Annotated in this window: 12 protein-coding genes; 1 reads left to right on the plus strand and 11 read right to left on the minus strand. The window is 49.9% G+C overall.

From position 1 onward, the window contains the following. The first annotated feature begins 121 nt into the window (after positions 1-121). Entirely contained in the window at positions 122-1135 is a 1014-nt protein-coding gene (locus CGC65_RS25210; protein ID WP_002565584.1) for a linear amide C-N hydrolase, read from the plus strand. Here CGC65_RS25210 and CGC65_RS25215 read toward each other — a convergent pair. From CGC65_RS25215 to CGC65_RS25265, 11 genes are all read right to left on the minus strand, one after another. Then, positions 1109-3955 carry a response regulator gene (locus CGC65_RS25215; RefSeq protein WP_007035793.1) on the minus strand — a complete coding sequence of 949 codons (2847 nt, stop codon included), beginning with the start codon at positions 3953-3955 and terminating at the stop codon, positions 1109-1111. The genes CGC65_RS25210 and CGC65_RS25215 overlap by 27 nt on opposite strands. Positions 3956-4232: 277 nt before the next feature. Next, positions 4233-4826 (minus strand): class II aldolase/adducin family protein, encoded by a 594-nt coding sequence (locus CGC65_RS25220; RefSeq protein WP_002565586.1) that lies wholly within the window; start codon positions 4824-4826, stop codon positions 4233-4235. Continuing rightward, a complete protein-coding gene (otnK, locus tag CGC65_RS25225; RefSeq protein ID WP_002565587.1) occupies positions 4823-6094 on the minus strand; it encodes a 3-oxo-tetronate kinase in 1272 nt (423 codons plus the stop codon). The genes CGC65_RS25220 and otnK overlap by 4 nt, the downstream gene beginning before the upstream one ends. Before the next feature lie 11 nt (positions 6095-6105). Continuing rightward, positions 6106-7476 carry a hypothetical protein gene (locus CGC65_RS25230; RefSeq protein WP_002565588.1) on the minus strand — a complete coding sequence of 457 codons (1371 nt, stop codon included), beginning with the start codon at positions 7474-7476 and terminating at the stop codon, positions 6106-6108. A gap of 326 nt (positions 7477-7802) precedes the next feature. After that, the gene (locus CGC65_RS25235; protein ID WP_002565589.1) at positions 7803-9197 is read right to left on the minus strand and encodes an SMI1/KNR4 family protein; all 1395 of its coding nucleotides are present in this window, start codon (positions 9195-9197) and stop codon (positions 7803-7805) included. Next, positions 9179-9724, minus strand: coding sequence for a nucleotidyltransferase domain-containing protein (locus CGC65_RS25240; RefSeq protein WP_038281817.1), 546 nt, complete (start codon positions 9722-9724; stop codon positions 9179-9181). The genes CGC65_RS25235 and CGC65_RS25240 overlap by 19 nt, the downstream gene beginning before the upstream one ends. Before the next feature lie 290 nt (positions 9725-10014). Then, a complete protein-coding gene (locus CGC65_RS25245) occupies positions 10015-11943 on the minus strand; it encodes a thioredoxin domain-containing protein (RefSeq protein WP_002565591.1) in 1929 nt (642 codons plus the stop codon). A 38-nt stretch (positions 11944-11981) separates the two neighbouring features. Beyond that, positions 11982-12146: a DUF255 domain-containing protein gene (locus CGC65_RS32150; protein WP_007035798.1), complete on the minus strand. Its 165-nt coding sequence runs from the start codon at positions 12144-12146 to the stop codon at positions 11982-11984. Between the two features lie 118 nt (positions 12147-12264). Then, positions 12265-13350, minus strand: coding sequence for a YkvI family membrane protein (locus tag CGC65_RS25255; RefSeq protein ID WP_002565592.1), 1086 nt, complete (start codon positions 13348-13350; stop codon positions 12265-12267). Continuing rightward, positions 13347-13760, minus strand: coding sequence for a hypothetical protein (locus CGC65_RS25260; protein WP_002565593.1), 414 nt, complete (start codon positions 13758-13760; stop codon positions 13347-13349). Before CGC65_RS25260 ends, CGC65_RS25255 begins: the two co-directional genes overlap by 4 nt. Before the next feature lie 14 nt (positions 13761-13774). Further along, positions 13775-15073: a glycine/betaine/sarcosine/D-proline family reductase selenoprotein B gene (locus CGC65_RS25265; protein WP_080548674.1), complete on the minus strand. Its 1299-nt coding sequence runs from the start codon at positions 15071-15073 to the stop codon at positions 13775-13777. Positions 15074-15083: the final 10 nt, after the last annotated feature.

Genomic DNA, 15083 nt, shown 5'->3' on the forward strand with positions numbered 1-15083 from the left:
GTTTTTCTCCAAATCAATCTTGTATTTAATGAAACCGCTTATGGCGGGGAATGTTCCTCCTCCAAACGGAATATACATAACCATATCTTCTGCAAACTTCGTATAAAGGAGGTTTTTGCCCATGTGCACAGCTATGGTCACACAGACGTCCCAGGGGGACATTTATTTTGGCCGGACCATGGATTTCTCTTATCCCCTTGAGCCTGAACTGTATTTTGTTCCCAAAGGCTATCAATGGAATAATATCATGAACACCCACCAGGTCCGCAACCGTTACCGTTTCATGGGAATCGGGCAGGACATATCCCCGGTGGTCTTTGCAGACGGGGTCAATGAGATGGGCTTCGGGGCCGCTGTCCTCTATTTCCCCGGCTATGCCCAGTATGATGTCCCGGACCCTGAGGATTCGTCCCGGCCTGCCATCACAGCACTGGAACTCACGGGATTTCTCTTAGGTTTAAGCGCGTCCGTGGAGGAAGCAGCATCCATTCTCCGCACCATCCGAATCGTTGGCGCCGAAGACTCCATAACCGGAACCATTGCCCCGCTCCACTGGCTCGTGGCGGACCGGACCGGCAAATCCATGGTCATTGAAAAGACAGCTGACGGCCTGCATCTCATGGATAACCCTGTAGGTGTTCTCTCCAACAGCCCTGACTTCCAGTGGCACCTGACCAATCTGCGCAATTACATGAATCTCTCCCCCACACAGGAGCAGTCACAGACCTGGGGCAGCCTGGAGCTGACCCCCTTCGGACAGGGCGGCGGCGGCTTTGGCCTGCCCGGTGATTATACTCCTCCTTCCAGGTTTGTCAGGACCGCATTTCTAAAGACTCATACTCCCATTCCGGCAGGCAGGGATGAAGCGGCGCTGACCTGTTTCCATATAATGGAAAGTGTCAGTATCCCAAAGGGCCCGGTCATCACAAGCCGAAATACACCGGATTATACCCAGTACACAGCCTTCATCAATCTCTCCTCCAGAGAATACTTCTTCAAAACATACGGCAGCAGCTGCATCACCTCTGCATCACTGCCCGGCAATCCGGATGCACAAACCGGCATAAAATCGCTGGCAGCCCTCAATCAGCCCGCCGGCTTTTGCCAGCTACCCGCGTCTCAGGACGCGATCTAATACCTGGTAAAGATATTCCACATCCACAGGCTTGGTCACAAAGCCGTCCATCCCCGCCTCAGCCGCCGCGTCTGCATCCTCCTTAAAAGAGTTAGCCGTCATAGCAATGATGGGGATGGAAACAGCGTCCTGCCTCTGTATTCTGCGGATGGCGCGGCAGGCTTCCAGGCCGTTCATCTCAGGCATCTGGAGATCCATAAGAATGGCATGATAGGTTCCGGGACTGCTCTGCATGAACAGTTCCACAGCCTGTTTTCCGTTCTCCGCCCTGCGCACGCTGGCCCCCTTCATCTTCAGAAGCTCAGTGGCTATCTCTGCATTCAGGTCATTATCCTCAGCCAGCAGGATATTTATGTGCTCCAGGCAGCTGCTTTCCACCCCTCCAGCCTTCTGTTTCTCCTGTTTTATCTTTATTTCTTCTTCCACATTCGAATCCGCCAGGGAAAATGCAGCTGAAAAATAGAATTCGCTTCCCTTGCCCAGCTCACTCTTAAGCTTCAGTTCTCCCCCCATCAGCCCCACAATGGTCCTGCTGATAGTAAGTCCCAGCCCGGTTCCCTGGCTCTTGGAATAATTGGGTCCCACCTGCTCAAAGGCTCCGAATACGCGTTTCTGATTCTCCACAGATATGCCCACACCGTTATCAATCACCTGAAACTTGTAGATCACCTGCTGATTCGTGCTTTTGGTCCGGGTCACACGCATGATGATACTGCCGCCTGCCGGTGTGAATTTAAAGGCATTGGAAACCAGATTGGTCAGAACCTGCTGGAGACGGATAACATCCCCCATAAGCGTACGGTTTTCCACGTCCTTTTCTACAGTGAACTCCAATCCGCGGCGCGTAGCCTCTGCGGTCAGCATGTCCTCAAGCTCTTCCACGGCCCGGTTCATGGAAAATGCCTCATTTGACACTGTCATTTTCCCGCTCTCAATACGGCTCATATCCAGGATATCGCTGATTAATCTCAGCAGATACTGGGATGAGGACCGGATTTTCCCCAGGTTTTCCCTTACCTGTTCCGGTACATCATCCATCATTGATGTTAAGTCGCTGAGCCCCACAATGGCATTCATGGGCGTACGTATCTCATGGCTCATCCTGGAAAGAAATTCACCCTTTGCGCGGTTAGCTGCCTCTGCCCTCTCCAGGCTGCTCTGCATCCTGGCTGCCCGTATTCTGGAACGGGCAGCTGCCATTACAAGAATCATCACGGCAAGGAAAACACATGCAGTCACCGTTACAAACATCACTGGATTGGCATACATTAATTCCACAATTGATGCAGATCGGGACCCTATGGTTATCATATTCTGGTTTGTCAATGCCGTCTTCTGTTCACTGCTCAGGCTGTTGACCGACTTATTCAATATTGGAAGCAGTTCGCCGTCAACCGGCCTGGTCACTGCAAAACAGATATCATTTCTGTTATTAACCAGGGTATTGGGAACAACATTGGGATAGTGGTGTGCCTGCATATCGTGCTCGATTTTGGTGGAGATTCCGTAAAAGAAATCAACCTCCCCATTGTTCACAGCCCGCAATGCCGCCCTGACATCAGGAAAATATCTGATCTCATCCGCCTTTATACCCGTTGGCATGCGCCGCCCTTCAATGACCGCTCCCACCAATCCATCCGAGGGATAGCTGACCCCCTTATTCCTGACGATAATATCACTCATGGATGCATATGCCTTGGAAAGAGCCAGCCCCATGTCTGCCCCATCCTCCTCAGATCCCAGAAAAGCTCCTAATATATCTGCCTTGCCCTGATTTACCAGATTCAGCGCATCCCCATAGGTGTCCGTATACTCGTAGCTGAATTCCAGCCCTGAAAATTCAGTTACCTTCTCCAACACATCCGGTATCAGGCCGTTGTGCATATCCGTATCTTCTTCCTGGCTGAACAGGGGATGCCATTCCTTCACAACTGCAACCGATACCTTTTGTTTTTCGCGGATATAGGCCTGCTCCTCATCATTCAGACAGATGCTCTCAATTCCGCTGTCCGGAAAATTTGCATTATACCGTTCCTCTGCGAAATTCGGATTAGAGTCCACAATCTTGCCCAGGGCCATGTTCATACCGTCCAGAACCTCCTGATTATCCGGAGTGGTCACAATATAATACGGCTGGGAATCAAATTCCGCAACTACCCGGAGGTTCCCCTTTACATCTGCATTATTCCCCAAAAGCATATCCACTTCTCTGTCTTCAAGACACTGATAAAGGTTCCCATCCACCAACTGGTCTTTGGAAAAGTACCTGATGGTACAGTCAATTCCATTGAGGTCCAGAAATGCCTGGAGCCTTCGTATGTTTTCCTCAGCCCGTTCATATACTCCGATCGTCTTACCGCTCATGCTTTTCCAGTCATAAGTCTTAATGCTTTTATCATCACGGCGGACCAGCAGCACGGATTTATTGTAACCTGTATTGTAGTCCGGATAGGCAAAATACTGTTCAAATTCTGGCTGGTAATAGGTTCCGCCCATCAGATCATACTGCCCGTCCAGAAATTCCGGAATTATGTCCTCTGCAGCCGTATCAATATACTCATACTGCCAGCCCGTATATTTTGCTATCTCATTGAGATAGTCCACCACAATACCGTGTCTGGTCCCATTCTCATCTGTCTCCGACATCCCCTTCAGCTCAGGGTAGGCCACCCGCAGTATCCTGTCCGGTCCCTGTGCCTTATCCTGATCCCCCTCACCTGCCTGCGCATCGCTGCATGGCAGCACAGACAACAAGCACCCAAAGACCAGGATACACGCCATTCCTGCTATCTTTTTTCCTGCTTGTAATGCATTTTTCATATCAGAGCTCCTTCTTTTGTCCCATTTCTGCTGTACAGCTTGCTGTTATTTATTTTATCACGTATTCAGCTGACTTGCTATCCCAAAAATGGCCGCCCTGCAGATTAAACAGACATAGCGCAGTACTACGGCATAAAGACAAGGCCCCGGGCGCCGCCAGGCCGCAGCCGGCCGCCAAAAAAGCCCTGGTTTTCCAGGGCCCGGCATGATAACTTATCTACAATCCAAAACATCCAACACCTCACAGAAACAATCCGGGTGCGGTCAAAATCCGCCTCTACCTCATTCCAGCCTGTCTCAGCATCCAGGCAATCCTGGCACTTTCCTCCAGCTCTTCCAGACAGAAGAAGGCATCCATCAGACTTTTTCCCGGCACCACTGCCCCATGCTGTTTCAGCAGATAGCCGTCGCTGTCCATTACACGCTGTTCAAAGGCGTCAAACAGTGCCTGGGAACCAGGCTTCTCATAAGGAACCAGTCCCACCTTACCCAGCTTCATCTTCAGATACGGGGTATGATCCGGAATTACGTCTGTTTCGTCCTCAGCAGGCACAAAACTCCACAGTACCCCATAGGTGCCATGGGTATGGATGACCGCGCCTGTTCCCGGTTTCTTCTGGTATACCTTCAGGTGCAGGGGCCATTCCTTGCTGGGCTTGCTGCCGCTCAGACTTGCACCGTTCATATCCATGACTGCAAATTCATCCGCCTTCAGGGTACCAAAGCAGCTTCCGCTCCGGCTGATGTACATCGTTCCATTGTGGAAAAAGCTTATATTGGCCGATGAACCAGATGTCTTGCTGCGCTCAAACAGGCTCCTTCCAATCCAGACCGCATCATCTAATTTCTGCGCTAACTCCCTATCCATCATTTTCCATCCTCCGTCTGCGTCATCTCCAATACTCTCACAAAAAAATCTTCCTGTCCAAAATTCCCGGACTTTAATACCAGGCGAAGCGCCTCATTCTCCATGGGCACCATTACCGGCACTCCGGGCGCAACGCTGGCGCCAATCCTGTAGGAAGAGAATCCCAGCCGTTTTGTTACCGCGCCCGAGGTTTCCCCTCCTGCCACCACCACCCTCCTGATTCCATGGGCTACTGCCCGTTCCGCCAGCTCTGCGGCTGCCTGTTCCAACATCTCAGCCACACGCTCCTGTCCATATTGCTGCACTTCTTTCACGTTCCGGGCTGTATCGGAGCTGTAAATAAGCACTGGTGTTCCCCAGTTCTCTCTCACAAACCTCCATGCGTCCTCCAGAGACTCCCTGCCCTCAAGCATAGCCATGGGATCCATCTTATAGCTGAATCCGCCGTGGGTTTGGAAATGGGCAATCTGTTCCAGGGTAGCCCTGGAACAGCTTCCCGCAATCAGGACGGCGGCTCCTTCTGCCCGAATATCAAGCTCCGGCAGTATATCCTGACGGCGGCTCAGATGCTTTGCCAGCGGCTCCAGAATCCCGCTCCCTCCTGTCAGCAGGGCCAAATCCCCGAACAGCTCCACAATCCGCTCCCCATCCTCCATATCCTGGTAATCCGGTATCACATAGTAATGCTCCTGTGTGTCCGCCTGATCCGAGAGCATGGCATGGATTTCATCTGCCGGCCTGTCCATCTGCTCCTTCCATAGCTCCACGCAGGAATACTTGCTCTGGGGCTTCATCAGATTCGCGATTCTGGCGTCCCACATGGGGGTCAGAGGATGGTTCTTCATGGGGCTCTCATGCAGAGGCACACCGCCCACATACAATTCCCCCTTCATTACCACCCGTCCGTTGACCGGAAGCGCCGGGCACAGGACCGTATAGGACACGCCGAGAAATTCCATGGCCGCATCGGCAGCAGGGCCGATATTCCCCTTCGGAGTAGAGTCAAAGGTGGAACAGTATTTCAGATAAAACCTCTCAACCCCCTGCTCCTTTAACCACCCCAGAGCCCGCAGGGTATCCGCCACTGCCTCCCCGGTATCCTGGGTCCTGGATTTAAGCGCTATTACAATGGCCTGTATTCCCTCCCCAACCCTGCTTCCTTTTGCCGGAATTCCGTTAAAGAGCTGGACCGACATGCCTCCCTTTACCAAAAATGAAGCGGCGTCGCTGGCGCCTGTAAAATCATCGGCTACACATCCGAATATTGGCATAGTTTACCTCCCTAAAGCCTTATTCCCCTGTTATATAATTCATATGGCAGACTCCCCGACAAATCCACTACATCCTTTGTTATGGGACTCCCTGCCATTACATCTTCAAGAAGCTCCATACCATTCAGCAGATAGAAAGGCGCAACATTCCCTGCCTCCTTCAGTTCCCATAACTCAGGTATCAGGCCTTCAATGGAATGATGGTGTCCCTGTACCTTCAGGATGGTTCCCTTTGCCAAATTTCTCTGGGCAACCCCTGTCATGACAGAAACCTGGCGGCACTCGCCATGAGTACCTATTCCCAATATATCTCCCAGAAGAATGGACAGGGGCGTTTCAAGGCCCATATAATGATATGGCAGATAGACACAGGCATATTTACCATTGCGGCTGACCACGTGTCCTTTGCTTGTAAGCAGTTTCCACACAGTTTCATTCCCGCACCTTATGATGATAAATACACCGCCTGCAAAGCTTGCCTCATCCGGAGCCCGTAAGTTACAGAACACATCCACGACTCCTGTTTTTTTTAAAATTCCTCCATCTTCTTCCGGAATAAAGATATCTGCCAGCTCACTGATTTTTGCAACCGGATAATTGAGGCGTGCATCCGCAGGAAGCAGTCCTGTAACATTGGATACAAGATTCATTTCACAAAGATCCGCCGAAATGACAGCCATGTATCTCTCTAAAACCTTACGGCGCCCTTCAAGTGTTTCCCGTCCTTCATAATGCCAAAACTCCCTGAGCTCCGGCATAATCTCATGCGGCTTTTCCTCTCCTTCCATATAGATGAACTCGCAGGTATCCGGATTCCAGACAAAGTCATATTCGCTGGCTTTTCCGGCAGCTACGATTTCCAGCCCCAAAATCTTTCCCCATGAATAAAGATCCAGAAGATTTCGCGGTTGATCCCCGTTTACAAGAGAGTACACCGTACCGTATTGGTCTGCAATATGGTTTAATACCGGTCCGCACACACTGTCCGTTTCTTTGGAAACCATATATACATTGATTCCCCTCCTCAGGGCATTTTCTGCAACCTCCGAGCTTACCGCCGTATTGCCGGTGCACTCGACCAAAGCTGTTATATCGCTTTCCAATACCAGCCGGTAATCATTTACAATAATCACTGCATCCCCGGCCGCATCCCGGACCTGTTCTTTATTCTCACATACGGTAATGCTGTCTTTATCATACCCCAATCCGGTAAGCACCTCTATACATTCAGCTGCATGCCGTGAAGAAATAAGCCTCAATTCCATTAAATCAACCTTTGGAATCTGTGCTAACAATGTATAGCCATAACCGCGAGTCGCACCAATGATTCCTACTCTCGATTTTTTCCCGCCGCTGTTCTTCAATAAAGTTGTGTAATCCATACTGTGCAATTCCTTTCTGTTTTGTATTTTATTTCCCACGCTTACTCGACAAATCTGCTGCTATTAACTATATTAGCAAATATGATGCCAAAACCAGCCTCATAAAGAAATGAACAAAAAACAGGGAAATCCATTTTAAATACAAAGGTTTCCGGCAAAAAGGAATAACAGCCTAAAAAGCAACTTTGACAATTGTGTAACATATCTGCAACAAAGAGAGGGGGATATATGCAACAGTGTTGCGCCTGGGTTCACCATCATTCAGATACATACCGTCAGGGTATATCTCTTCCGGTCATCCTTGAGCCGGTTCTGCATCAATGGTTCTACTTCTTCTCAATCCCATTTGCCTCAAATGCAATCTGCAGATTGGAGCGCATCATGCGGTCCCCCTCATATCGCTTCCACATCCACTCATATGTATCTGTCAGCTCCGCACAGGGAGTCCGGGACATTGCCTGCAGTGCGGCGTGGGCCAGCCAGTAATCCTCCCCCTGCATCCGTTTTGCAAAAAATTCCGCAAAATCCAGTTTATCCGGGCATTTTCCCATCACGTAAACAGCTGTACTCCTGTCCTCGCTGCTGTTTTCCATATTTTCTGCAAATCCCTTTAAATCCGCAGCCTTCCTGTTACTGCAGTCTCCCAGAAAAAATAAGATACGGGCCTTGTCCTTTATATCAGGGCGGTACAGCAGACCCAGCATTTTCCCGTAAAACCGGTCCTTATACTGGTCCGGCATTCTCCTGGCGCAGGCCACGGCTCCCTGGGGATGGTTTCCAACGATAGTTTCTTCAAACATCTTCAGCCCTTTCATTGGCGCCAGTTTAAAAAGCAGCTCTCCCTTTGCCCCATCTGTCTCCGGTCTGTCCCGCTGTAACAGAAGCTCAATTGTTTCAGGCTCCGCCTCTGTAAACTTATGGAATCCGGCCAGAATCCTAAGCTTGTCCTCTGTCAGAACAGCTCCCCCATACTCCTTTCTGAGTTCCTGCTGGGATTTAAGGCTGATATAACCATAGGATGTAAGGTTATGCCCGGCCAGAATTTCCAGGAAATACTGCTCAAACCACTCCAGAAATGTGAGACCCGTTAAAAAGGGACCGTATTCCGGCTCCATATTCCAGTCTATATATACAATTTTTCCTCTCTCGCTCCCCTTCCACATCAGCAGATTATCGTAGGTGCACCCCTGGGTGCCTATGACCAACAGGCCGGAGCAGACCTGCTTCATCCGGACATCATATTCATTATCATCATTTATATCCTCCATCTCTTCCATGGCCCGCGCCCAGTTAACAGGACTCATATTCCGGTCAATGAACGGAGGCAGGGCTTCCTTATCCCTGGCATCATAGAACCCCAGATATTCGTTGTACCGGTCCAGATTTTCCAGGGAGTAAAGGCCATAATACGGTCCTGCGCCGCCATTTCCCACCTTGGTGAGAAAAAATACATATTCATCCGGAAGAGTCAGGTGCCAGCGCGCCTCAAACCTCCTGACCTCCTCCCGTGTCACGGTGGGATTCAGTTTGTATCCATGTTTGGACGAACCGAAAATTTCACGCGTACCGTCCTTTTTTCCTGCCCGCTTAACTAAATCCTTTAGGTATGCGGCATGGGCGTCCGACAATGGTTCATATGTATTAGACGGATTGGGCGGCCTGGATTCCTGTTTTCTTCTCAAATACGCAGACAACTTTCCCCCTATTTTTCTGCCTGGCATACATCGCCCCCTGTCTCATCCCTGCTGCTGGCTTGAACAGCAAGCAAATGGTCGATATTCCGGATGTCATGCTTATCCACTTCCCTGAGTTCATACCCTGTATGGAATACTTTCTGACCCTTTGCCGAGATACACGGTATGGTCCTGCCCTCAAAAACCGCGCTTCCGAAATAATCCGCCTCAAATTCGTACCATCCGCCTTCCAGGTCTGCCTGCTTTGCAGTTCCATCATCATTGATTACAAATGGATGGATGTCCACATAACTCAGCTCCGGGTGGTAAAGTTCAATCCGCACCGGGCGCCAGTCTGTCACGATTTCATAACCTCGGGAAACCAAGGTGTCAAGCAATACGTCTGTGCACCGGGCATCAAAGTTGATATCTACGTCCCTGTGCTCCCTGGTCTGCTTCCCGACCAGCACGTCCACACCCCAGCCGCCGTCCAGCCAGTACTGTATGCCGGATGCCTCCATCAGGTCCAATACCTTCAATAAATCCGTCTTTGTTACTGTCTCTTTTTTGATCATAATACCCTCGTCTTTCTCCATAATCATCTTATATAGCGTTTCCTGCCACTGCATCAAGTTTACCATATTCTCCCGCTCATATCTACCCGGTTCCGCGGCTGAAGCAAAGACCCGGAAGCAAAGACCTGCAGCAATGCTCTGAAACAGAGGACTGATGCAAACCCCTGAAAAAAGCAAGCCGGAAGGACCATCGGGCCTCCCGGCTTATTCCAGATATCCTGGCATTTTTTCCCCAGCAATGACATGTATCTCAATATTCCCGGACATTTTCTTAAGGCTCATGTCCTCTCTTAAAGTTTCTCAATCAGCTGTTCAAGCTGCGGAACCGGCTGCATACATTCATGCCCCACACAGAGATAAAATAATTCACCGGTATCAGGCACCGGATAATCTTTTGTATAGGGTATAAGACGCTCCATTTCCCGTGCATTTTCCTCTGTTTTTATCACCACAGTCAGTCCTTCTGCGGTTACGGCCAGATTCGCAAGCTGAGCAGCCAGCTTCCTGCGCCTTTCCGTGTCAGAGCCAGACGACAGCGTACATACCAGCTCCTTAGCGGGATACAGCACATCCATCATGGTTAAAAGCCCATAGCTGTGCCCGGAAGGATATCCGTCCATAGCGCCTGCCAGGTAACAGAGCTGTTTTTCCAGCACCTTCTGCCATATGACATCTCCGGTAATCCGGGTCAGCCGGTACAGCACCTGAGCTGCCACGGAATTCCCAGACGGCATGGCACCGTCATAGGTTTCCTTTGTCCTCACAATAAGCTGTTCCCCGTCCTTGGCATACAGATAAAATCCCCCGCGTTCCCGGTCAAAGAACTGTTCCGTCATTATCTCCGCCCAGGCAGCTGCCCTTTTCAGGTAATCAACCCGGAACGTCACCCGGTACAGCTCCAGCAACGCAAGACTATAACAGGCATAATCATCCAGTTTTCCCTCTCCCGCTGCATCTCCGTCACGGTAGCGCACCATCAGACGGCCCTCCTTGACAAGATGGCTTTTTATAAATGCATCCGCCCTGACAGCCATATCCACATACTGCTCTTCCCCCAGCACTGCTCCTGCCATCGCGCATGCACAAATCATCCAACTGTTCCAGGAAACCAGTATCTTGTCGTCCTTGTGAAGCCTGGCGCGGTCAATCCGGTATTGATACAGTCTTCGGCACTCCTCATTTTCTCTGCCTCCAATGGTGTCACAGGAGCCATGACAGATATTGCCGCCATGGTCACCATTGCCCCACGGTTCCTCACAAATCTCCTCGTAATTATCATTTTCCAGCAGGTTGGGTATGCTCCTGCCTTCAAAATTACCATGCCCTGTTATTCCATATTGCCGGCAAAAGTCCCTGCCCGCTTTCTCTCCCAGTACCTCCCTTATCTCCTCCCGGGTAAATACATAGTATTTTCCTTCCACACCATCGCTGTCCGCGTCCTGGCCGCAGTAAAAGCCTCCCTGGGAATCTGTAAGCTCCCGCCTGACATATTCCAGAATCTTTTCCGCCACACACCCATACATCTTCCGCCCGGTGCTTCCATAGGCTTTGATGTAAGCCATGACAAGCAGGCTGTTGTCGTAGAGCATTTTCTCAAAGTGTGGCACCAGCCACTGCCCGTCCGTGGAATATCTGGAAAATCCGCCTCCAATGTGGTCAAAGATACCGCCCCTGTACATCTGCACCAGGGTTTTCTCCGCCATGGCCAATGCCTCAGGCCGCTTCTCCCTTGCGCCATACTCCATCAGAAATATCAGGTTGTGGGGCGCGGGAAACTTGGGCGCACTTCCAAAACCGCCGTTTTTACTGTCAAAACAATCCGCCAACTGCCTGAATGCCTGGTGCACCGCCCCAAGCTCCGGCTCGGCCTGCCTTTCTGTCCGTTCCTGGCTTTTTAGGTATTTCTCTATCTGACCTGCCTGGTCCAGAAGTTTTTCTTTTTTCACCTTCCACTGTCCTGCTGCCGCTGTCAGCAGTTCTTCCAGACCCGGCCTGCCATAACGGGCCCTGGGAGGAAAATAGGTACCGGAAAAAAAGGGCCTGCAGTCCGGCGTCATTATGATAGTCAGCGGCCATCCGCCCTGTCCGTTCATGGCCTGGCACACTGACATATATACAGAATCCACATCCGGCCGTTCCTCCCGGTCCACCTTAACACAGACATATTCTCTGTTCAGGATTTCCGCAATCACCTCATTTTCAAATGATTCCCGTTCCATCACATGGCACCAATGACACGTACTTCATCCGGGACAGGTCAGCTGTACCCAATAGATAAGAAAACAGGCTTATTTTCCAGCCTTGCTTTCTCAAATGCCTCCTCTCCCCACGGAAACCACTGCACCGGATTGTACGCATGCTGCAGCAGATAGGGCGATTTCTCATTGATTAACCTATTGGGTCTGTTGTTTTGATTGTCCACGATATCACCCCCTTATGAACGAATATTTGCCCTTCTATGTTCTCCAAGGATACGCAAAAGTATACCCTTCTGCCGGCGGTAATAAATCCGCCAGCAGACAGAAGGCAAACATTAACGGTCATGCATTCTTTCGGGCCGCAGCGTCTCTGATGTTTTTAATGATAACCAGGGCCACCAGCAGGAAACCCACCTTTCCGTTGACCGCATAGATGAAATTCACAATGGCTGCATAAGGCGCTACCAATCCGATAACACAGCCCGCAGCCGCCAGAACAATGGCAGCAATCTTGTAGGTATTAGTTCCTTCCTTAGCCACGCGGTTTACCGGTGTCCAGAGAAGCGGACAGGCTGTGGTATAGATTCCCGCAAAAATCACCACGCTGAAAACGGTTGCAAGGAAGGGACTGCTCTGATGCAGAATCAGCAGAAGCGGAATCTGGGAAGCGCCAACCAAATCTATATTCTTAATCAATGCGCTTCCTACAATCAAAACTGCCAGGGTCAGGACAAGAACTCCCATGATAGTACCGTACTGGGCATCCTTGGGATTCCTCTCCTCCTTGCCAATGGCTGCCAGGAATGGTGCAAACCACAGCATGCCAAATCCAAGGTAGGAAATCATGGAACCCCACCATGTTCCGGAAGCCGCTATAATTCCGGAGCCGGGAATCAGCACCTCTGCTTCCTGGAAACTGAGGTTACCGTTGATAATGCCTACAAGGCCTGCAAGAAGGCACAGCACAATAATTGCAGGACCGATTTTTCCTATGATATCAACCAGTTTATTGAGTCCCAGCATTACCGTTAGTCCTGCAAGAGCAGCAATTATTACAGCGCCAATAACAGGCTGAATACCAAACTGCTGCTGCAGGGTAGCTCCTGCGCCAGCAATCATGACAAAATAAGATGCAAAGGAAAAGATGACGGAGAACCAGTCAAAAAACAGACCTATGTATTTTCCACCGAAATAGTTAAAAACCTGGCTTCCTTTTTCAAACTGGCCTTTGCGGCCCGCCTCCAGAAAATTATAGTTCATGTAAAGGTTGCCTATAAAGAAAACGACAGCGCAAAGAACTATTTCCGTTCCATATGCCGCAAAAAACTGCATAATTTCCTGACCGGTAGAGAAACCAGAACCAATAGCAAATGCGATGAATGCGCCGCCGATAGTGACGACTCTGCCTATATTAAGCTTTTTATTCATACTTTCCTCACTTTCTTATATGATAATTCGTCCATATAACACTTCAGATGCTCTGTGGTTCTCAGAGCAATCGACATGTCCAATATTTGAAAGTCCTTAAGCTCCAAATCCGTGTAAAGGGCATCGGGGCGATAAGGCGAATCATGAAACTGAGCCAGTTTTTCCAGAACCAGCACATCCTCCCCCATATTGCTGATGGCCTCGTCACACAAGAATACCGTATGGCAGGGATTATATCTTTTATTGTAGCCGCCTCTGGGATCAGCAGCCAAATGCCAGCCTTTAATAATTAAGTCCCTGGCATGGAGCAGGCTTCTTTTTGCATTCCCATCCGTAAACTCTACACAGAGGCCGAGTTTTTCCAGTCTCTCTCCGGCTTCCGGATTATTTGTCACTACCAATACGTTCATACTGCCTTTTCCTCTCAAAAGATTGTCTGTTCCGTAATTTCAGTTGCAAGCGCCTCCACGGCTGTATCAAGCATATGGCGGCGGAATAACTTCTCATCCTCCTTTTCCAGTTCAATATTTCCTGTCGGATACGGAATTGCCATGGCAGGCACAACCCTGTTGGCGCCTACATTGATGGAAATAGGTGTTACAGTACATACATGCACTGCCGGAATTCCCTGTGCTTCGGTTTCCCTGACAATCGTTGCGCCGCAACGAGTACAGGTTCCTCAGGCAGAAGTCAGAATAATACCGTCAACCTTCATCGCCTTAAGCTCTGCAGCAATTGCCTGTCCAAAGGCAACTGCATTGTTGGTTGCGCAGCCATTTCCCGAAGTAACAAAGAGAGTATCGCTGAGCTTACCGATTTTTCCTTCTGCCTCCATATCCTTTAATACGTCGGCAGGAATCATTCGGTTGGGATCTTCCTGGGCATATACAGGATCGCAGCCTCCATGTATCATCTGATGCCTGGGCATATGGAAACCGCCGTAATCCTTACTAAATGAGTACTTTCCAAACTTAGTTGCAATACCGGTCTCAATATGGTCCGGGTTCCCCTCCGGCACAACAGCACCAGTTGTTACCAGGGCTATGACAGCCTTGGACAGCTCCTTAATGGCAGGCGCCGGAGGCACTCTGTTGTATGTAGGCATCGGCAGTTCTGTTTCGTAGGGCCTTCCATTGACCTTATTAAGCATCATTTCAACACACCTTTCAGCGCCGGTCTTATTGGAAAATTTGTTGATTCTCTGTCCCCTTTGGATATAGTTGTCGGCCTTGGGGTCTAAGGACCTGGGGTCCGTAAGGACTTTCCTAATCAGGGCAGTCATATCCGCTATCGCAGACCTCATACTCCCGGCAGAATTTCTGGTTTTTGTAATAAAACCGTATGTACGGAACATTTCTGCACCGGGATTTTCGGGGTACATTCCCGAAAAAGCCGGTATGCCTTTCAGACTGCAGATTTTAAGAATGTTACCGCAGGCCATTCCGTAGCGTCCCGCATTGAAGGCAGGTCCTGCGATTACTATGTCCGGCTTATAATTCTCTAGGGCTTTTGCTACGCCTGCCGTGACCTCGTCAAGGTTCTCATTAAAATAATTATCACCGCATACAATGGTTGCCACAATCTCAGCTTCATCCCCCATTGCTGCCTTAAGCGCCACCCCCGGACCAATCATGGCATTCTCTCTTACCGAAAGAGGTGTATCAGCCTTCTCTTCTCCGCCAATCTGGGCATAGAACTGATTTATATAATGAATAATCTTCATTCTCACCTAT

The sequence above is a fragment of the Enterocloster bolteae genome, assembly GCF_002234575.2.
Taxonomy (GTDB): Bacteria; Bacillota; Clostridia; order Lachnospirales; family Lachnospiraceae; genus Enterocloster; species Enterocloster bolteae.

Coding starts and splice junctions, on each gene's coding strand:
- CGC65_RS25210 (WP_002565584.1), top strand. CDS start 122: ATGTGCACAGCTATGGTCACACAGACGTCCCAGGGGGACATTTATTTT.
- CGC65_RS25215 (WP_007035793.1), bottom strand. CDS start 3,955: ATGAAAAATGCATTACAAGCAGGAAAAAAGATAGCAGGAATGGCGTGT.
- CGC65_RS25220 (WP_002565586.1), bottom strand. CDS start 4,826: ATGATGGATAGGGAGTTAGCGCAGAAATTAGATGATGCGGTCTGGATT.
- otnK (WP_002565587.1), bottom strand. CDS start 6,094: ATGCCAATATTCGGATGTGTAGCCGATGATTTTACAGGCGCCAGCGAC.
- CGC65_RS25230 (WP_002565588.1), bottom strand. CDS start 7,476: ATGGATTACACAACTTTATTGAAGAACAGCGGCGGGAAAAAATCGAGA.
- CGC65_RS25235 (WP_002565589.1), bottom strand. CDS start 9,197: ATGCCAGGCAGAAAAATAGGGGGAAAGTTGTCTGCGTATTTGAGAAGA.
- CGC65_RS25240 (WP_038281817.1), bottom strand. CDS start 9,724: ATGATCAAAAAAGAGACAGTAACAAAGACGGATTTATTGAAGGTATTG.
- CGC65_RS25245 (WP_002565591.1), bottom strand. CDS start 11,943: ATGGAACGGGAATCATTTGAAAATGAGGTGATTGCGGAAATCCTGAAC.
- CGC65_RS25255 (WP_002565592.1), bottom strand. CDS start 13,350: ATGAATAAAAAGCTTAATATAGGCAGAGTCGTCACTATCGGCGGCGCA.
- CGC65_RS25260 (WP_002565593.1), bottom strand. CDS start 13,760: ATGAACGTATTGGTAGTGACAAATAATCCGGAAGCCGGAGAGAGACTG.